A 23,651-nucleotide genomic window follows, 5' to 3' on the forward strand; every position below is an offset into this window, starting at 1 on the left:
TTGGTTTAGATAAGAACCATATTATAAAAAAACTGGTGAAGTTATGTTCGAAAAAATAGGAAGGAAATCAATATTATTGTTAGGATTTTTAATTTTAGCTGCAGTTATATTTATTTCTGTATCAGCAAGCGGAGATTCGGCCACAGTGACCGGAGTATCATCGACCACAGCCAACGGGACCTATACAACAGGCCAGACAATAGCGATAACCGTAACCTTCAGTGAACCAGTAAACGTGACCGGTTATCCGGAAATCCAGCTTGAGACAGGCACAACCGATCAACAGGCCATATATTCCAGTGGCAATGGCACTGATACACTTATCTTCAACTATACCGTCCAGGCAGGAGATGCCTCAAACGAACTTGATTATGTCGCAATAGGCTCACTCACAACAAATGGCGGAACGATCCGGAATAGTTCGGGCATCGATGCGATTCTCATTTTGCCCGCCCCGGGTACACCAGGTTCGCTGGGTGCAAACACTGATTTTGTGATAGATGCGATAGCACCCACAGTTGAACTTATATCAGGAACAACCAGCCCGACCAACAGCCTGATCCTGGTAACTGCAACCTTCAATGAACCAGTTACAGGCTTTGATCCGGCAGATATTTCAGTGACCAACGGTAGTGTAGAGAACTTTGGCGGGTCAGGAACAACCTATACCTTTGATGTAAATCCAACCGACGGTGCAGGCATCACGGTAACGATCGGTATTCCGGCCGGTGTTGCCCGGGACGCAGCAACCAACAACAATACGGCCTCAAATACTCTGTCATATACCTCAGATACAGTTTCCCCGGCAGTAATTCTTTCCTCCCCATCCCTGAATCCAACTAACGGCCTGATTTCAGTAACTGCAACGTTTAGCGAATCTGTCACGGGCTTTAATTCAACAGATCTTTTAGTGACCAACGGTACTGTAGGGAACTTTGGCGGATCAGGAACAACATATACCTTTGATGTAAATCCAACCGACGGTGCAGGTGTAATAGTAACTGTTAACGTGCCAGCAGGATCAGCCGGGGATACAGCAGGCAACACCAATACAGCCTCAAATACGCTATCATATACCTCAGATACAGTATCTCCGACATTAGTTCTTTCTTCTTCAACCCCGAATCCAACCAACGGCCTTATCTCAGTAACCGCAACGTTCAGTGAATCAGTTACAGGATTCATATCAACAGACGTCACAGTATCAAACGGTACTGTAGGTGACTTTACAGGCTCAGGAGCAATTTACACTTTTAACGTGACTCCAACTGGCGGGGCAAACATTTCAGTAGCAATCAACGTTCCAGCCGGTGTGGCCCAGGATGCAGCAACCAACAGCAATACCGCATCCAATACACTGACATATACATCGAATACAGTTGCACCCTCAGTAACACTTACCTCCTCAACCCTTAATCCAACCAGCGGTTTGATCTCAGTAATTGCAACCTTCAGTGAATCAGTTACAGGATTCGCATCAGGAGATGTCACAGTTACAAATGGTACAGTAGAGAACTTTAGTGGATCAGGAACAACCTATACCTTTAACGCAAATCCAACCGACGGTGCAGATGTAATAGTAACGATCAAGGTTCCAACCGGCTCAGCCCAGGATACAGCAGGGAATGGCAATACCGCATCCAATACACTGACATTTACTTCAGATACTGTGGCACCTGCAGTAACAACAGTCTCCTCTACCGCAGCCAATGGAACATTCAGCATGGGCCAGGCTATCGCTGTCACAGTGAAATTCACTGAATCGGTAACAGTAACCGGTACACCACATATCCAGCTTGAAACAGGCACAACAGACAGGCAGGCCATCTATTCCAGCGGTTCAGGAACCAATACTCTAACCTTCAATTATGATGTCCAGCCAGAAGATGTTTCAAGCGATCTGGATTATGTTTCTACCGCCGCGCTCACCCTGAACGGAGGAACAATCAATGACAGTGCCAACAACACTGCCGTCCTGACTCTTGCCTCCCCCGGCACAGCAGGATCACTGGGTGCGAATAAGGCAATCGTTATCTATACAACGTCTGTTATCTCGGATGATTTCAGTGCCGGGGAACTGGACACCGGGCTGTGGACCATTGTTGATCCGCGAAATGATTCAACTATTTCGGTAACAGGGACAGGTACTAAGAATGCGTCATTATCCATTCTGGTTCCCGATACGTCACAGCATGAATTTAAGATCGGGAACTATGATGCCCCACGAGTTATGCAAAGAGCAAATAACAAGGATTTTGAGATCGAGGTCAAATTCCAGTCAGAAATGACATCAGTGAACCAGATGGAAGGGGTAATTGTCCAGCAGGACAATAATAAATCAATCAGGTTTAATTTTGAACGAGATTATTTCAATACAAATATAATGTCATTTACTTTTGATAACCAGTCATTTGAATTGAAGTCGACGACTTCGATCAGTGGCTCTCCTGTTCCTCTTTTCATGCGGATTAAAAGGACAGGCGACCAGTGGACAATGAACTATTCCACAGATGGCATGAACTGGACTACAGGCGCTTCATTCTCGTATGTATTGAAAGTGGCATCTATTGGACCCTTTGTTGGGCAAAGCGGTTCAGGCTACTTCCCACCTGCATATACAGGTAAAATCGATTATTTCTTCAATACGGAATCAATAATAGTTCCTGAAGATCCGACGAAATTCAACCTGACAGGCTATAAGATCAACGCCAGCGATGGCAGCGGGTTACCTGGCTGGAACATTACATTGACCAATAGCTCGATCCAGACAAATAAGTTAACAGGACCGGATGGTTCCTATGAATTCAAGGATCTTGTTGAAGGTACATACACGGTATTTGAAGAACAGCGACCAGGATGGACGAATGTTTCACCCGTGTCCGTGGAGATCAAAGGTATAGACCGGGACATACGTCAGAATTTCACAAACCTGCCAAGAGTTTATACCTACAAGCTCTCAGGTTACAAGATCAATGCCAGTGACAATACCGGACTCCAGGGCTGGAACATCACGATAACCAATGGCTCGGCAACAATAAAAACAGCAACTGATAATACAGGTTATTATGAATTCAAAGACCTTGTAAATGGTACATACAATGTAACCGAAGAAGAACTACCGGATTGGATAAATGTCACGTCCCTGACCCAGGAAGTCACTATCGATGGCAAGGATAACCTGAGTGTGAATTTCACGAACAGGCCAAGAGTTTATACCTACAGGCTCTCAGGTTACATCATCAGTGCCAATGACAACACCGGACTCCAGGGCTGGAACATCACAGTAACTAACGGTTCAGCAACAATAAAAACAACAACTAATAATACAGGTTATTATGAATTCACAGACCTTTTGAATGGTACTTACACCATATCCGAAGAACTCAAGCCGGAATGGTTAAATGTCACTCCATTATCCCTGGATCGCACCATCCTGGGCAGCAATGTACAGAACGTTAACTTCATGAATAAACCCCTTGAAATTATCTCAGATGATTTCAGTGATGAAACGCTCAACACATCGCTCTGGACATTTATCAATCCAAGAAATGATGCAACCCTTACCATGGTGGGTTCAGGTACCAAAGATGCATTGTTAAACATCTCGATCCCTTCGGGTTTAGATCATGATGTCTGGAATGGAAATAATGCTCCGAGAATCATGCAGGATGCTCCTGATAAGGATTTTGAGATCGAGATCAAGTTGCAGTCAATCTTGAACAGGAAATACCAGAGCGAGGGTATTATAGTAGAGCAGGACAGCCTTAATTATATCAGGTTTGATTTTGAAAGTGACGGGACTTATACAAAAATATTCGCAGCCACTTTTGCTAATGGTGCAGGGACACCAAAGTCAATGATTATAATTAATAGCAGTTCATCAAGTCCGGTTAATCTGGCCATGCGTGTGAAAAGGGTGGGCAACCAGTGGTCAATGAACTATTCAAGAGATGGTATAAACTGGAACCCGGGTCTTAATTTTGTTCATGCACTGAAAGTGACATCAGTAGGGCTCTTTGTAGGCAATGCCGGATTCCCGGCGCCTGCACATACCGGTCTTATAGATTATTTCTTCAATACCAACTCTCCAATAGCACCTGAAGATCCATCAAAATACAGCGTTTCAGGTTATATTATTAATGCAAGCGATGGCAGGGGAATCCCGGGATGGAATGTTACATTGAAGAGTGACGCGATACAAACAACGGTCTTGACTAATGATACAGGATTCTATAATTTCCCGTACCTTTTAAATGGTTCGTACACTATATCTGAAGAACTGCAACCGGAATGGGTCAATCTTACTCCATTATCCCGGGAAATCATAATTGACGGCCAGAGTGTAACAAACTTTAACTTTACAAATAAACCTCTTGTTATTATTTCGGATGATTTTAGCTCTCCATCACTTAAATCTGCGCTATGGACAGTTATCAATCCGTTAGGTGATTCAACAATTTCCATAACAGGTACAGGCACTAAAAATGCATCATTATCCATTTCGGTTCCCGATACATCACAGCATGAGTTCAAGGATGGCAACCTCAATGCACCACGGGTCATGCAGAATGCAAGTAACAAGGATTTTGAGATAGAGGTCAAATTCCAGTCTCAGATGACAACAATGAATCAGATGGAAGGAGTAATTATCCAGCAGGATAATAATAAATCAATCAGGTTTAATTTTGAACAGGATTTATTGAATACAAATGTAATAGCGCTCACCAATGACAACGAATCATTTGAAGTAAAATCGACGACTTCGATCAGTGGCTCTCCTGCTCCTCTTTACATGCGGATCAAAAGAACAGGCGACCAGTGGACAATGAACTATTCTACGGATGGTATGAACTGGACTACAGGCGCTTCATTCTCGTATGTATTAAAAGTGACATCTGTTGGACCCTTTGTGGGACAATCAGGCTTACCATACTTCCCGCCTGCATATACAGGTAAAATCGATTATTTCTTCAATACGGAATCAATAATAGTTCCTGAAGATCCAACGAAATTCAACTTGACAGGCTATAAGATCAATGCCAGCGATGGCAGCGGGATCCCTGGCTGGAACATCACAATAACTAATGGCTCAATCCAGGCAAATAAGTTCACGGGACCGGATGGTTCCTATGAATTCAAGGATCTTGTTGAAGGTACATACACAGTATTTGAAGAGCAGCGGTCAGGATGGACGAATGTTTCACCCAGGTCCTGGGAAATCAAAGGTATAGACCAGGACATATTTAAGAATTTCACGAACCGGCCAACCATTAATACTTACAAACTCTCAGGTTACAAGATCAATGCCAGTGACAATACCGGAATTAAAGGCTGGAACATCACACTAACTAATGGCTCAGCAACAATAAAAACATCAACTGACGTAATGGGTTACTACGAATTCACCGACCTTTTAAATGGTACATACAATGTTACTGAAGAAGAACTACCAGACTGGGTAAATGTCACCCCCCTGACCCAGAAAATCACTATCGATGGCAAGGATAATCTGAGCGTGAACTTCAGGAACCAGCCAAGAGTTTATACCTACAAGCTCTCAGGTTACACGATCAATGCTATTGACAATACCGGACTCCAGGGCTGGAACATCACGATAACCAATGGCTCGGCAACAATAAAAACAATAACCAATAATGCGGGTTATTATGAATTCACAGACCTTTTGAATGGTACTTACACCATATCCGAAGAACTCAAGCCGGAATGGTTGAATGTCACTTCGTTATCCCTGGGTCGCACGATACTGGGCAGCAATGTACAGAACGTTAACTTCATGAATAAACCTCTTGAAATTGTCTCTGATGATTTCAGTGATGGAACGTTTAACACATCGCTCTGGACATTTATCAATCCAAGAAATGACGCAACCCTTGCTATGACAGGTCCGGGTACCAAAGATGCATTGTTAAAGATCTCGTTCCCTTCGGGTTTAGATCATGATATCTGGTATGGAAATAATGCTCCGAGGATCATGCAGAACGCTCCTGATAAGGACTTTGAGATTGAGATCAAATTCCAGTCAGTCTTGAACAAGACGTACCAGAGTGAGGGCGTTATCATACAGCAGGACAGCAAAAATTTCATCAGGTTTGACTTTGAAAGTGATGTGACTAATTTAAAAATATTTGCAGCTACTTTTGCTAATGGTGCAGGAACACCCAAGACCATGTATATTATTAACAAGAGTTCTCCAAACCCGATTAATCTGACCATGCGTGTGAAAAGGGCAGGAAACCAGTGGATGATGAACTATTCAAAAGACGGATCCAACTGGACAGCGGGTTACAATTTCGCATATATATTGAAGGTGACATCAGTAGGAGCCTTTATAGGCAATGCTGGAACCCCGGCACCTGCACATATCGGTTATATAGATTATTTCTTCAATACGAAATCTCCGCTCATCCCTGAAGACCCCCCGTTGCCAGGTACAAAATTCAATATATCAGGTTTCAAGATCAATGCCAGCAATAACGCTGGCCTGTCTGGCTGGAATATCACTATATCGAATTCCACTATGCTGATTAGCACATTAACTGGTATTGACGGTTCCTACAAGTTTACGAACATCACAAAAGGCACATATACGGTTAGTGAAGAAATTAAACCCGAATGGGTAAATGTCACTCCGCTCTCACTGGAGATCATAGTTAATTATGATGACATTTACAATGTAAATTTCACTAACAAACCAATAGTTCGTACCTACAACCTTTCAGGATACAAGATCAATGCCAGTGACAATACTGGTATTGCCGGCTGGAACATCACGATAACCAATGGCTCAACGCCAATAAGAACATCAACTAATAGTACAGGTTATTATGAATTCAAAGACCTTGTAAATGGTACATACAATGTAACCGAAGAAGTAAGACCCGGATGGAGGAATATCACTTCCCTGACCCAGGAGATCACTATCGATGGCAGGGATAATCTGAGCGTGAACTTCAGGAACCAGCCAATAATTTATACATATAATGTATCGGGTTATAAGATCAATGGAGACGCTGGAACTGGAATTTCTGGCTGGAATATCTCAATATCCAATGGATCGATGACAATAAACACATCAACTGATAACGAGGGCTTCTACAAGTTTATAAATCTTATAAATGGCACCTACAATGTAACTGAAGAAAATCGTAAAGGCTGGAAGAATCTCACAGATTCAACCCGCAAGATAACGATTTCAGGCGGAGATATCTTAAACCAGAACTTCGTAAATAAACCACTGGGTATCGTATCGGATGATTTCAGCAATCCAAACCAGGATCCTTCGCTATGGACAAAGATCGATCCGCAAAATGATTCGTCATTCAGGATTGATGGCATCGGTACATCTGATGTATTATTTAACATTACCATACCTGCGGGTAAAGAGCATAATCCCTGGACAACGAATAATGCTACAAGGATAATGCAGTATGTCAATATCAATGATTTTGAAGTCGAGGTTATGTTCAAATCCGTGATAAACAAGGCTTCCCAGACGCAGGGGATCATCGTCGAGCAGGATGAACGCAACTACATTCGATTTGATTTCTTCAACTCTGGTAATAATAATATAACTATATTTGCAGCTAATTTCAATAATGGATCTGCATTTAATAGAGTGAGCAGGCCCATTGGTGCGGTTCAGAATGGCGCTCCTCTATACATGCGTGTAAAACGGGTAGGAGACAACTGGACACAAAAATATTCCTTTGACGGCACAAACTGGAATAGTACGGTTCCAGCAAGTTTCAATGTTCCGTTAACTGTGACTGCCATAGGTCCGTTTATTGCGAATACGGGAACTAATCCGGCTTTCACCGGTCTTATTGATTATTTCTTCAATGTCGATTCGCCTGTTGTCCCTGAAGACGCATTAAGATCCAATGTATCCGGATTCAATATCGAGGATAATAACGAAAATGGCATATGGGATGCAGGTGAAACAGGGATACCTGATTGGAATATATCCCTATTCAATAATAACACCGGTGTAGAGATCGCCAGTATAAAGACCGATCCTTCAGGTAAATATGCATTCCATAACCTCGTAAATGGAACATATAAAGTAAAGGAAGAAACAAAGGACGGGTACTTTGCAACGAACAGCACATCGGTTGTGTTCACCGTAGCAGGCAAAGATATAGATAATATCAACTTCACAAATTCCGCTGCGAAGCAATTGAATATTTCCGGGTTCGTAATAGAGGATAAGAACAACAATGGTATCTGGGATGTCGGTGAACCGGGTATATCAAACTGGAATATCTACCTTTTAAATAATACAACAGGGTCAATGATAAACAGCACCAAGACAGATTCTTCAGGTCGATATGTATTCCGTGATCTTTTAAGGGGCACATATACAGTAACAGAAGAAACAAAGCCTGGGTACATTGCCAGCAACAACACATCCGTTGTGATCTCTATTTCAAACAAAGACGTAAACAACCTGAACTTTACAAATTACCTGCCGCAAAATGCACCCGGCATCACCACACAACCGGTCGATATGAGTGTAAAATTGAAGAAGACAGCAACCTTCAATGTAGTAGCTACAGGAACAAATCCCCTCTCATACCAGTGGAAGAAGAATGGTGTGAACATTGGTACGAACAGTCCGTCCTACACAACCCCGGCAACAACAATGGCAGATAACGGAGCTGTTTACAGCGTTACAGTAACAAATTCCCTGGGAACGGCTACCAGTAATTCATCAAAGCTTACAGTCAGGAACATCATTTCTGATGATTTCAATGTCTTCCCCCTGGATACCTCGAACTGGACGTCCATCAATCCACTGGGTGATGCGACAATTACCATAACAGGCGCAGGTTCAGGAAATGCATCGTTGAGTATCAACGTACCTGGTGGTACTACACACGATGCATGGACAACGAACAATGCCCCGCGTGTAATGCAGACCGCAGACAACACGGATTTCCAGATCGAGGCGAAATTCGAGTCTGTAATGACGTCGGCGACACAGATACAGGGAATAATAGTAGAACAGGATAGCAGCAACTATCTGAGATTTGATTTCATTAGATCTTCTGCAACTGCAACAAAAATCTATGCTGCAAGTTTTGCATCGGGATCCGCTACCCAGAGAATCAACAGCCTGATAACTTCAAGCAATACCCTGTACCTCAGGATTAACAGGACAGGAGATCAGTGGAAACAGTATTACTCATACGATGGGAACAACTGGACTCTTGCCGCGAATTTCGCTCAAGTATTAACGGTGAACACTGTAGGTCCATACGCAGGTAACGCGGGAAGCCCGGCACCTGCATTTAACGCTAAGATCGATTATTTCTTCAATTCATCATCCCCTGTGGTACCTGAAGACAATACTGATCATAATCCTCCCGGCATTTCCCTCTGGTATGGAAACCCGCAGAGCTTCGGACAAATTGGCGTCCCCCAGCAGTGGGTGAACATTCTTGGCAATGTCAATGATGAGTCCGGGGTTGTCTCAATGAATTATTCCCTGAACGGGGGAAGTGCCCGGCCTCTTACAGTAGGGCCTGATGGCATGCGTCTCCAGTCCAGAGGTGATTTCAATATTGAGATCAACTATATAGACCTCTTGTGTGGGAACAATCAGATAGAAATCAGGGCTGCTGATGGCGCAGGAAACGTGAAAAACGAATTGATGACAGTCCAGTATTCCTGTAACAACTCCTGGCCGAGAACTTACTCTATCAACTGGAGCGATGTTACCAATATCCAGGATGTAGCCCAGGTTGTTGATGGAAAATGGACTTTAGAAGCTAACAGTATCCGTTCCCCCATTGGCTATGACCGTTTGGTCGCTATTGGTAATATGACATGGGACGATTATGAGATCACAGCTCCGATGACTCTTAACTCTCCCTTGGCTACCAACCCTATGGGAAATTTTATCGGTTTCACCGTTAGATGGAAGGGTCATTATGATTGGAATGGCAAGCAGCCCAGAAACGGCTGGTGGCCACTGGGAGCCTTAGCAGGCTATTCATATGTCGGATCAAATAATTACAGGCTGCAAATCCAGGGAAATGGTGGCAGTATAATTGCAGATGATACAAGTGGAAAGAAACTTACAGTTGGTATCCCCTATATCTTCAAGATGAGGGTGCAGACAGTTGGTTTAAATTCAATCTATTCCCTTAAGGTATGGGAACAGGGCACATTTGAGCCTTCTGAGTGGACTATCAGCGGTTCCGGAATTCCGGGTGAATTGAAAAATGGTTCTGTTGTGCTTATGGTTCATAATGCAGACGTAAGCATAGGAAATGTTAGTATCAAACCCGGGCCGTTTGATATTGATACCACACCACCGGCCATAAGTAATGTTGTATCTATGCCGGATGTGTCCTCGGCAATTATCAGGTGGAATACGGATGAATCGGCAACAAGCAACGTTTCCTATGGACAAAGCGCAGCTTATGAGAATGGCAGTGTTGTTGACGGAACATTAACGACGTCTCATGCGATTACCCTGACAGGTCTGATAGCCGGGACGCAATACCACTATCGTATCAATTCCACAGATACAGCAGGTAATTCCGCCAGTACAGCAGACCTGAGCTTTACGACTCTGGTGACTGCGCCTGGCATTAAATCGGATGATTTCAATGCTCCCTCCCTGAACACATCGCTGTGGACCAAAGTTAATCCACTGGGTGATGCGACATTTGCCATAACAGGGAATGGGACTTCTGATTCATTATTATCTATTACCCTGCCGGCTGGCCTATCACATAGTGCATGGTTACAAAATACGGCACCGAGAATCATGCAGCCAGCCCCAAATAAGGATTTTGAGATAGAGGTGAAGTTCCAGACCCCGACATCAGATTTACAGACCCAGGGATTGATTGTACAGCAGGATAGCAACAACTACCTGCGGTTTGATTTTGTCAGGGAGGCAACAAGAACGAGACTATTCGCGGCAAGCATTATCAGCGGGTCTGCAAGTATAAAAACCGATATCCAGATAAATCCAAATAATCCAATATTCTTACGGGTAAAAAGGATAGGCAACCAGTGGCTGCAATCATATTCATATGATGGTGTGAACTGGATCTTTGCACCCAGCTTCAGCCAGGTATTGACTGTGACCTCAGTAGGACCTTATCTTGCGAATACGGGGAACGCAGTTACCGGTCTTATCGACTATTTCTTTGATACCTCTTCTCCTGTTGTTCCTGAAGATACACCGCTGCCAGCAATCATAACAATGCAGCCTGTAAATACAACTGTATTGAATGGATCAACAGCGATGTTCAGTGTTGCGGCAGGCGGAACCCCGCCGTTGAGTTACCAATGGAAGAAGAATGGCGTGAACATAGCGAATGCAACCGGTTCTTCGTACACAACTCCTACCGTTTACTTACCGGATAACGGCACCAAGTTCAGTGTCGTGGTGTCAAACGGTTATGGAAGCGCAACAAGCGATGAGGCGATGCTGTCAGTAATTGAAGCTAATTCGCAGTGGTGGGATACACAGCGCAATTTCCGCATACCTGTGATAGTTAATGCCACACAGTACGAACGATCTGAAAAACCCGTTGAAGCGCGCCTGGACTTTACCCACATGCTTAACATACTGGGACAGACGGGCATCTTTGATGAGAATTCGTTAAGAGTTGTTGAGACAGATAGCCTGGGTATGGTGCTGAGCTCTACGGTCCCGTTCCAGTTCGATAAAGACCCTGACTTTGATTCAGCTACAAAAGCGACCGGGACTATCGTTTTCATCATGACCGGGAAGACACAGGCAAACGCTAACAGGTATTACCAGGTTTACTTTGGCCTGGCAGGCACACCTTATTCCCCTCTATCTGTGACTCCACAGGTTACACTTACCGATAATGTCTCTGATGAAGGGCAGTTAAGCTATCAGATAGGGGCAGCCGGAAGCACTTATTATTTCCAGAAACAGGCAGGCGGTTTGTCAAGTCTTGTGGATGCATCAAATAACGACTGGATCAATTTCCATCCGACTCCCTGGACCAGTGCAGGAGGGGGATATCGCGGCATTCCCAATGTTTATGCTAACGGGATTTTCCACCCTGGCTGGACAACAGGTACAAGCAGTATAGTCTCACAGGGACCGCTAAAGATCAGAATAAGGTCAGTCACAAATAACGGACTATGGGAAAGTCTCTGGGACTTCTATCCCGGATATGCTACAAACACTATAGTGAAAGCAGGTGGCACCTACTGGTGGCTCTACGAAGGTACTCCCGGTGGGTCCTTAGATCAAAATACGGATTTCATGGTCAGATCTGATAATAGGAAGACCATGCTCTCTGTGAGAACAAATGATGATATTCCCACAAATGAATGGGTTTATTTCAGTGATCCGAATGTGAATCGTTCCCTGTTCGTCTCACACCATGAGGATGATACATTAATTGATGAATACCATCCGATGACGGATACCGGAGGCTCAATGGTAGTCTTTGGTTTTGGCAGGACTTACTCCCAGACTGCTACTATTTCGCCACAATCCGGTCCGCAGCATTTCACAATGGGTCTTATGGACGGGACAGAGTTTACACCAGGCTCAAAGACCATTTACTCAGCATATAAGGATCTGAGTATTACGACAGGCATGGTAGAACAATTTGACAGTGTAAGCCCACCAATCATTGTAACACAGCCTGCAGATAGTTTGGTTACACTGGGAAAAACAGCAACATTCAGTGTCGGTGCCATAGGTCAATTACCTCTATCTTACCAGTGGAAGAAGAATGGAGCAGACATCCCGGATGCGATAGGCGCATCATATACTACGCCTCCCACGGCCCAATCAGATAATGGGGCGCTATATTCGGTCATAGTGACAAACGATAAAGGAAGCGTTGCCAGCAACCAGGCAACCCTGAGGATCGGGGCATCGTCCAATAACAACCAGTTGATCATAATGGATGTAAACTATACCCACAATAATTATACGATGGCGTTCTCATACTTTGGTAAACCTAATGTCCCGGATAACCTGGTCTCGCCTATAAATTATGCAGGCGGAACAATCTACTCGAGGCTACAGGTAATCACAAAACCAAGCACGAAAGTTATAAATTATCAGATGTGTGTATTCCAGGACCAGATTGTAGAATCAAAGCATGCCTGTACAAATTACCAGAAGTTCAACCGCACAGGTACCTATTATGCCAGTCAGTCAATGACATCATTGTATCAATATTATAATATCTCATGGGACAGGAAACTTCTTGACCAGATGCTTGTTGTTAAAGATTTAACTGGCTGGCCTGTTGATACCCGATACGGATTTGACGGAAATTGGAGCGGCTGGCCTAACCTGTATCTCTATTATCCGATGCAGGTGAGATATACTGCCATAATAGTACCGCCGGGCGGCGGACAGCCTGTGTGGGATAATCCTCCGGTTATTACGACCCAGCCCGTGAATCAGACAGTTACTATAGGGTCGAATGCCACATTTAGTGTTGTGGCATCAGGACAGGCACCGTTATACTACCAGTGGCAGAAGAACGGCGTGAATATCAATGGTGAGCACAACCAGACCTATACTACTCCATCGACGACACCGGCAGACAATGGTTCCAGATACCGTGTCATAGTGACCAATGAATTCGGCAGCGTTCCAAGCAATGAAGCGGTGCTTACAATCCCGGCGGATTTAATACCCCCGGCGGTTATCGGGAATTCGCCCTCAGGAACAGGTGTTCCTTATACAACGAAGATAGGTGTCACCTTCAGCGAAGCGATGAATAAATCGGCTGCTGAGTCAGCGTTCTCCGTGATTCCTGATATTTCAGGAGGGACTTTCAGCTGGATAGGGAACAATATGACCTATACTCCGGGTTCGAGCCTTGGGTTTAACACAACCTACAATATCACGATCGGAACCGGTGCAAAGGACCTGTATGGCAATAATATGTCATCCCAGTATAAATGGGCGTTTACTACAAAAGAACAGGATCTGACGCCGCCATCGGTCACCGGGAATTCGCCCATCGGAACGGGTGTTCCTGTGACCGCGCGGATAACAGTGAATTTCAGCGAAGAGATGAACCAGTCATCGGTAATATCATCCTTCTCAACGAATCCGGCTACAAATGGAAGTTTCAGCTGGATAGGAAATAATATGACCTATACCCCGGATTTGAATCTTTCATATAATACACCCTATTCTGTTGGAATTGGAACCGGCGCAAAGGACATGGCAAATAATATGCTGCCTGCATATTCATGGCAGTTCACAACGATTCCTGATACATTTGCGCCCTCGGTGATCAGTAAAACACCCGGTGGAACAAATGTTCCAGTCCTTTCCTCGATAGATGTGACCTTTAGCGAAGCGATGAATAAATCATCTGCTGAGTCAGCGTTCTCCGTGATTCCTGATATTTCAGGAGGGACTTTCAACTGGAGCGGCAACACCATGAAATATACGCCGCCCACGAACCTTTCCTACAATACTGTCTACAATGTAACAGTCGGGACAGGTGCGAAAGATATAGCTGGTAATAGTATGGCGGCATCGGTTACCTGGCAGTTCACAACCGTATCCATGCAGCCAAATCTGGTCAGCAATGGCGGGTTTGAATCGGGAACCACATCATGGAGTTTCTACACGAACGGAGCATGGACTTATAGTGCAGCACCTCCTGGTTATGACGGAACTGGCAACGCATTAAAAATTGCTTTCACCACTGTTGGTACGAATATGCAGACATACCAGACAGGAAGGACTCTGGAACCGAATACTCGCTATCGGCTGAGTTTTGCAGGATATTCAACCGCGGGACATGATGTGACTGTGAATTTGCTTAAGGACGTTTCACCATACACCAACTATGGTTTATCCAAAACGTTTAATCTTAATAGCAGCTGGCAGTCCTTCATCACTGAATTTAACACAAGCGGTTTCTCCGGGACAGTGAAAGATGGAAGAATACGGTTCTGGTTTGTCAGTTTTGCAGCAAAAGGAGAGACTTATTACTTCGACGACATCAGGTTGGAAAAAGTAACCTGATGTGAACTGTAAATAGAAAAATAAATTGAGGAACAAAGATGAGCTTAATGAAAAGATACACAGGATGCTTGTTAATCAGCGTCCTGTTCCTTGCAATCCAGGTAAGTCCATTATCAGCAGAGCCACTGAATGCAGTTTCTAATCCGGGATTTGAGTCGGGTACCTCTCCCTGGCTCTTCTATACCAATGGGGCAGCCAAATTTTTGAACGATGCGCAAGGTGCAGGAAGCCCGCATGCAGGTCATATTACAATTTCCCTGCAGGGAACCAATGTCCAGTTATATCAGGCAGGCCTTGTGCTTGATCCTAAAACTAAATACATCCTGAGCTTTAAGGCATATTCTAACACAGGCCACGATCTTTCTATTTCGCTTCGGAAGCAGGGCTCCCCCTATACCAATTATGGATTATCGAACTATGTGGTGAACCTTGGCACTTCATGGGCTGAATATTCAGTCCAGATAAATACAACTGGTTTTTCCACAGCAGTGAGCGATGGCCGCCTGATGTTCTGGCTGGCACCATACGATGCTGCTTCTGATCAGTATTACTTTGATGATGTTGTTCTCACCAAAGTTTCCCAGGACACGCAAGTACCGCCGACAATTATTACCCAGCCAGTTAGCCAGACAATTACAGCGGGACAGACCGCTGCATTCAGCGTTGCGGCCACGGGCACAGCGCCGTTGACGTACCAGTGGCAGAAGAATGGGACAAACATCACCGGTGCCACAGGCGCATTGTATACAACGCTTCCCGCGACCATATCAGATAATGGGACAGTATATCAGGTAATAGTGTCAAACGCTTATGGAAACGTGACAAGCGATGAAGCAACACTGTCGGTAACTGAAGTTTCGACCAGGAACATCGTTTCTGATGATTTCAATGCTTTCACCCTGAATGCTTCGGTCTGGAAGCCGATAAATCCAAGAGGCGATGCTACAATTACTGTTATTGGTAATGGCACACAGGATGCACTGTTATCTATCGCTGTTCCCGGAGGTCTATCACATGATGCCTGGATAACGAACAATGCTCCGCGTGTAATGCAGTCTATCGACAATAAAAATTTTGAGACAGAGTTAAAATTCCAATCCGTGACGGCATCCCCATATCAGAGCCAGGGAGTAATTATCGAGCAGGATAGCAGCAATTACATCAGGTTTGATTTTAACAGTAATTCGGCAACATCAGCAACAACCAATATATTCGCATTAAGTGTTAATGCAGGATCTCCCTCAGTGCGATACAACCTCAGGATTCCTCAAAGTAATCCCATGTATATGAAAATTAACAGGACAGGGAACAACTGGAAACAGTTTTACTCAAACGACGGTGTGAACTGGATTCTTGCTGCTGATTTCAGTTATGTATTAACAGTGAATTCTGCAGGACCGTTCGCCGGGAATGCAGGAAGCAGCAGCAGCAACAGTCCTGCCTTTACCAGTCTTGTCGACTATTTCTTTGATACCTCTTCTCCTGTTGTTCCTGAAGATACACCGCTGCCAGCAATCATAACAATGCAGCCTGTAAATACAACTGTATTGAATGGGTCAACAGCGATGTTCAGTGTTGCGGCAGGCGGAACCCCGCCATTGAGTTACCAATGGAAGAAGAATGGTGTGGACATAGCGAATGCAACCGGTTCTTCGTACACAACTTCTGCCGTTTACTTACCGGATAACGGCACCAAGTTCAGTGTTGTAGTGTCAAACGGTTATGGAAGCGCGACAAGCAATGAGGTAACACTGTCAGTAGTTGAAGCTGATTTACAGTGGTGGGATGCACAGCGCAATTTCCGCATACCTGTGATAGTTAATGCCACACAGTACGAACGATCTGAAAAACCAGTTGAAGTGAGTTTAAACTTTACCAACATGCTTAACATACTTGGACAGGCTGGCACCTTTGATGAGAACTCATTACGGGTTGTTGAGACAGATAGCCTGGGCGTGGTGTTGAGCTCTACGGTCCCGTTCCAGTTCGATAAAGACCCTGACTTTGATCCAGCTACAAAAGCGACCGGGACTGTCGTTTTCATCATGACTGGAAAGACACAGGCAAACGCTAACAGGTATTACCAGGTTTACTTTGGCCTGGCAGGCATACCTTATTCCCCCCTGTCTGTGACTCCACAGGTTACACTTACCGATAATGTCTCTGATGAAGGGCAGTTAAGCTATCAGATAGGGGCAGCCGGAAGCACTTATTATTTCCAGAAACAGGCAGGCGGTTTGTCAAGTCTTGTGGATGCATCAAATAATGACTGGATCAATTTCCATCCGACTCCCTGGACCAGTGCAGGAGGGGGATACCGCGGCATTCCCAATGTTTATGCTAATGGTATTTTTCACCCTGGCTGGACAACAGGAACAAGCAGTATAGTCTCACAGGGACCGCTAAAGATCAGGGTAAGGTCAGTCACAAATAACGGACTATGGGAAAGTCTCTGGGACTTCTATCCAGGATATGCTACAAATACCATAGTGAAAGCAGGTGGCACCTACTGGTGGCTCTACGAGGGTACTCCAGGTGGGTCCTTAGATCAAAATACGGATTTCATGGTCAGGTCAAACAATCAAAAGACCCTGCTCTCTGTGAGAGTTAATCTTGACATCCCCACGGACGAATGGGTTTATTTCAGTGATCCGAATGTGAATCGCTCCCTGTTCCTATCGCACCATGAGGATGACTCATTAATTGATGAATACCATCCGATGACTGATACCGGAGGCTCAATGGTAGTCTTTGGTTTTGGCAGGACTTATTCAATGACTCCTACAATTTCGCCACAATCCGGTCCGCAGCATTTCACAATGGGTCTTATGGACGGGACAGAGTTTGCACCAGGCTCGAAGACCGTTTACTCAGCATATAAGGATCTGGGTATTACTACAGGCATGGTGGAACAATTTGACAGTGTAAGCCCACCGATCATTGTAACGCAGCCTTCAAGCATTTCAGTTACATCGGGAAAAACAGCAACATTCACTGTCGGTGCTACAGGCCAATTACCCCTATCCTACCAGTGGCAGAAGAATGATGTATCCATACCCGGTGCTACCAATGCGTGGTATGCGACCCCTCCCGTGACCCAATCTGATAATGGGACGCTGTATTCTGTCATAGTGACAAACGTAAAGGGAAGCGTTACCAGCAACCAGGCAACTCTGACTGTTAAAGCACCGTCCAATCCCAACCAGCTTGTTATAATTGATGAATATTATACCCACAATAATGTTACGATGGCGTTCTCATTCTTCGGCGTTGGCAATATCCCGGGTAACCTGGTTTCACCTATAAATTACGCAGGTGGAACAATCTATCAGAGGCTTCAGGTAATCACCAAACCAAGCACGAAAACTGTAAATTACCAGTTATGTCTATTCCAGGATAAAATTGTAGCAGAGAAGCATGCCTGTACAAATTACATGAAGTTCGACAGCACAGGCACCTATTATGCCAGTCAGTCAATGACATCATTGTATCAATATTACAATATCTCATGGGACAGGAAACTCCTTGACCGGATGCTTGTCGTAAAAGATAAAAACGGTATGCCGGTAGATACTCGATATCGACCTCCTTTTGGGCCATTTGATGGCGGAAACTTAGGTCTATATTATCCGATGCAGGTAAGATATACTGCCATAGTAGTACCGCCGGGCGGCGGACAGCCGGTTTGGGACAATTAGATTTAATTGTTGGCAGTCCCGCAAAGGAGAATATTCAGAAAACCGTATAAAACATCGAAATTTAAAAACTTATCTCATGGAAATATAACCTATAAGCTCAAAATATCCGGCATATGATCAATTTTAAGTCCTGATATTAAAATAAAATGATATTAGCCAATTAAATTACTGAATATGACTTAATAAACTTTAAAAACGCCATATAAACCAAAAAAATTGTCGAAATATTTAATAGATAATAATATTGAACTGTCAACTATCTTTGATTAGATAAACAGGAAGAGATAGAAAATGCTAAAGAAAAATGATGGGTCTTATATAGCGGAAACAGGAATTTTACGAATAAAACTGGAATGGATAAAAAGGTATCTCGGATTTCTATGTATTTTAATACTGGCAATACCGGGTATATCTTCTGCCACGTCGGTCAACATTCTTATAAATCCGGGATTTGAGTCAGGCATCTCTCCCTGGTCCTTCTATACGAATGGGGCAGGAAAATTCTTAAATAACGCTCCTGGCATCGTGGGTACTTATGCAGGCCATATAACGATATCCTCACCAGGGACAAATGTCCAGTTATTTCAGAAAGGCCTGGTGCTTGATCCCAACTCTAAATACAACCTGAGCTTTAAGGCATATTCTAACACAGGCCATGATCTTTCTATTTCTCTTCTGAAGCACGGCTCTCCCTATACCAATTATGGTTTGTCGGGCTATGAAGTTAACCTTGGAACTTCATGGAAACAATACTCAATTCAGTTTACTACAACTGGTTTTTCCACAACAGTGAGCGATGGCCGCCTGATGTTCTGGCTGGCACCTTACGATGCTGCTTCTGATCAGTATTACCTTGATGATGTTGTTCTTACGAAAGTTTCCCTTGATACACAAGCACCACCGACAATTGTTACCCAGCCAGTTAGCAGGACAATTACAGTGGGACAGACCGCTACATTCAGCGTTGCGGCCACGGGCACAGCGCCATTGGCGTATCAGTGGCAGAAGAATGGGACAAATATCCCGGGTGCGACAGGCGCATCGTACACAACCCCTTCCGCGACTCTATCATATAATGGGGCAGCATACAGGGTCAAAGTGACAAATGCAAAGGGAAGCGTTACCAGCAACCAGGCGATCCTGACTGTTAAAGCATCATCCAATACCAGACAGCTTGTTATAATTGATGTGAACTATATCCACAATACGAATACGAGGGCATTCTCGTTCTTCGGCGTTGGCAATATCCCGAGTAATCTTGTTTCTCCTGTAAATTACGCAGGTGGAACAATCTATTCGAGGCTACAGGTAATCACCAAACCAAGCACGAAAATTGTAAATTATCAGATGTGTTTATTCCAGGATGCACTTATAGCATCAAAACATGCCTGTACAAATTACCAGAAGTTCAACAGCACAGGTACCTATTATGCCAGCCAGCCAATGACATCATTGTACCAGTATTACAAAATCGACTGGAGCAGGCAGCTTCTTGAACGGATGCTCGTTGTTAAAGATAGATATGGTATGCCGGTAGATAATCGATATAGACCTCCTTTTGGGCCATTTGATGGCGAAGACTTCAGCCTGTATTATCCGATGAAGGTACGGTATACTGCTATAATAGTGCCGCCTAATGGCGGGCAACCAGTATGGCCCTGAGGTTGAATTATATCATGGAATTATTGTACTGGAATGTATATCGCTGAGCTACCCTGAAGGTGCTTCAGGGTATTCGGAAAGTACTGCATTCACAGATATCTATATAAGATAGTCTATATATAAGAACATAGTTCACTAAAAACAGGGAAAACAGTTGGTAGAATGAAAATAGCAATTATCAATCAACCTATCGGCCAGATGTTTCCACCATCCTCACGGGGTTCGATTGAGATAATAACATACGAGTTTGCACGCCGATTGGCTGGTTCCCATAATGTCATTGTTTATTCACCCGGACCAGGCATCCGGAAGAAAGAAAAATGGGAAGATAAAATAGAATATTTACAAATACCTACTTATTTTGATAGGAAGTTCCTGCTGAAATTTATTTCTCCATTTTCAAAGCTTCGTCCGGTTAAACAACCTATGTTCCTATCCAGGTTGTATTATCTTGGATATATTTTGCAGGTAGCAAACGACCTGAGGAAGCAGAGATGCGATATCGTTCATATCTACAATTTTTCCCAGTTTATTCCAGTTATCCGTGCTTTAAATCCCGGACTCAAGATCGTCCTGCATATGGAATGTGATTGGATGGCGCAGCTTGATAAAAGCGTTATTGGAAAAAGGCTCAGTAAGGCCAATTTAGTACTTGGCTGCAGTGATTTCATTACTGAAAATATCCGATGCCGTTTCCCTCAATTTGCAAGCCGGTGCCAGACCGTCTATAATGGCGCTGATATTAACAATTTCCCGGCAAAATATGATAAAAACCCCACGAAAAACAATGATATTAAAAAATTGCTGTTTGTGGGCAGGATTTCGCCGGAAAAAGGCGTGCATGTATTATTAGAGGCTCTTAAGACGGTTGTAGAAAAATTTCCTGAAATACAGCTTGATGCCGTTGGTCCTGATGCCGAAACACCATTTGAGTTTATCATTCGTGTAGAGGACGATGAAAAAGTATCCAGGCTGGCGTTATTCTACGATAAAAGCTCAGGCAGCAGTTATTTCACCCAACTTCGGGATAAAATGCCTAAGGATCTGGCAAATCACATAAATTTCCCGGGCAATATTGCGCAATCACAGTTAAGAGCTTATTATTTAAACGCTGATATATTTGTATTTCCTTCGGTCTGGGATGAGCCTTTTGGAATGCCCATTATTGAAGCTATGGCCTGTGAGATTCCGGTAATTACGACGCGCGGAGGAGGAATAACCGAAATTGTGGAAGATGGTAAGACCGGATTACTGGTTGAACGGGATGATGCGGGTGGTTTAGCCAGTGCAATATTAAAGCTTATTTCAGATGATGAATTGAGGGAGAAGATGGGGAAGGCAGGCCGACAGCGGGTGATTGAAATTTTTTCATGGGACAGGGTGGTTGAGAATTTATTACATAATTATGAAAAAATTTTGGATGGTCATCAGATATAGATATAAATATGGATTCAGGATATATGGGTCCGAAAAAGGGCAGGATTTCTTTTCATTCCAATAGCTAATGTTTTCTCCTTATTAAGAGATTTGTTGCTATATAATATATATAGAGTCTCAACATAATAGACTATAAATTTGCCTTTATAAGAAATTTCCAAAGAACTAAATTCTGCCTTTGAATTGCTTTCTCGTAAGGTATCTTATGAAACCGGGATTATCCAATAAACGGGTCGCTGAGAAATTGCCAACAATATCCTGAGTTAGAGAGGAGTATAATTATGTCCTTAACAAAAAAAACGTTGAAAAATATAAGTGCTGTTGGTTCATTTCAGGTTTTTGGAAAAATTCTCAATTTAGTAACCCTGATTATCCTGGCTCGACTACTCTCGCCATCGGATTTTGGCATTGTCGCAATAGCCGGTATATTGATTACATTAGTTGATGGATTAAAAGATTTTGGAATGTCCAGTGCAGTAATTCAAAGAAAGGAAAACGTTGAAGACTCCTTAAGGACCGGATTTTCTATTAGGTTAATAATGAGTGTTCTTCTTTTTGGTGTAGTTTATATTGTCGCTCCTCTATGGGCAAATTTTTTTAAAGACCAGGTAATTTCCTCAATCTTGAAAATTTCTGCGATTGTTATTATAATTGAAAATTTCAATTTTATACCTAATACGAAATTGACAAAGGAACTCAGGTTCGAAAAGATCGTTATATCCGGTTTTTTAGGCACTATTTCATATTCCGGAGTGGCAATTTTCATGGCGTATAGCGGCTATTCTTTTTGGAGTCTTGTATATGGCAGAATTATACAAGGGGTAGTCTCTTCTATCATTTTCTGGATAATAAACCCATGGAAATTCCATTTACAATTAGATAAAAAAATAGCAAAAGAACTTTTCAACTATGGAAAGTACGTAATGGCAACCGGATTTATAATTTTAGCTTTTGATAATTTAATTTATACCGTTTTAGGAAAGCTAATAGGACCAACAGTTGTGGGATATTACATAATAGCTTATACCTGGGCAACCTTTTCATCCAGGCAGATAGTTGTAATATTTGATAAAGTCCTGTTTTCAACATTTTCAAATATCAGTAATGATATTCCCAGACTGGGAAATGCATTTTTAAAAACCCTGAAATATACCTCTATCATCACCATACCTATTACACTTGGTATCTTTGCAATCGCCCCGGAATTTGTAAAGATAGTACTCGGAGAAAAATGGGCTCCCTCAATTTTACCTTTACAGATATTATGTATTGCAGGCTTGGTTTATTCACTTTCTTCAGCAACGAGCAGTCTATACCTTTCTATGGGAAAGCCCAATATACCAACAATACTGGTTGGAATGCAATTATTTTTAATAATTTTATTTATTATCCCTGCAGCAAAAATTTTTGGTTTAACTGGAGTAGCATCTCTTGTTTCTCTCTCCGGATTAATTTTCGCACCTATTAGTTTTAGTCTTGCAGTAAAATTTCTGGGAATAGAGGGAAAGAGTTTTGTCAAAATATTAATACCACCATTTTTCTCAGCAATTCTAATGGCAATTTTTATTATAGGAATTAAAGAATATACAAAAATGTATGATATTATTTCAAAATATCCTTTGTTGTATCTAATATTTCTAGTCCTGTCAGGAATTATTATGTATGTATTAATCCTTTTTATTCTGACAAATGGCAGATTAAAAGAAGACATTCGAATGTTATATTCAAACCTGATCTCATGATGATATTAACTTTAACAACATTTAATATGCGTTAAATTTATTATAAAAGCAAAAATTTTACTAATGAAAGGAATTACA

The 23,651-nt window shown here is 43.1% G+C and carries 5 protein-coding genes; all 5 read left to right on the top strand.

Features of this window, described 5'->3' with window-relative positions; translation table 11 throughout:
• The first annotated feature begins 43 nt into the window (after window positions 1–43).
• The 5 genes from FIB07_00685 to FIB07_00705 all read left to right on the top strand — a co-directional run bounded on the left by FIB07_00685 (window position 44) and on the right by FIB07_00705 (window position 23,573).
• Complete coding sequence (locus FIB07_00685; GenBank protein NJD51366.1) at window positions 44–15,034, top strand: DUF1349 domain-containing protein; 14,991 nt, start codon at window positions 44–46, stop codon at window positions 15,032–15,034.
• Between the two features lie 38 nt (window positions 15,035–15,072).
• On the top strand, window positions 15,073–18,732 hold the full coding sequence (locus FIB07_00690; protein NJD51367.1) for a hypothetical protein: 3,660 nt from the start codon (window positions 15,073–15,075) through the stop codon (window positions 18,730–18,732).
• Window positions 18,733–19,023: 291 nt separating this feature from the next.
• Window positions 19,024–20,394, top strand: coding sequence for a hypothetical protein (locus FIB07_00695; protein NJD51368.1), 1,371 nt, complete (start codon window positions 19,024–19,026; stop codon window positions 20,392–20,394).
• Window positions 20,395–20,556: 162 nt separating this feature from the next.
• A complete protein-coding gene (locus tag FIB07_00700) occupies window positions 20,557–21,831 on the top strand; it encodes a glycosyltransferase family 4 protein (GenBank protein ID NJD51369.1) in 1,275 nt (424 codons plus the stop codon).
• A 281-nt stretch (window positions 21,832–22,112) separates the two neighbouring features.
• Window positions 22,113–23,573, top strand: a complete 1,461-nt coding sequence (locus FIB07_00705; GenBank protein NJD51370.1) for a lipopolysaccharide biosynthesis protein — start codon at window positions 22,113–22,115, stop codon at window positions 23,571–23,573.
• The last annotated feature ends 78 nt before the right edge of the window (window positions 23,574–23,651 follow it).

Origin of the sequence: Candidatus Methanoperedens sp., assembly GCA_012026795.1 — an archaeon.
Lineage (GTDB): Archaea > Halobacteriota > Methanosarcinia > Methanosarcinales > Methanoperedenaceae > Methanoperedens.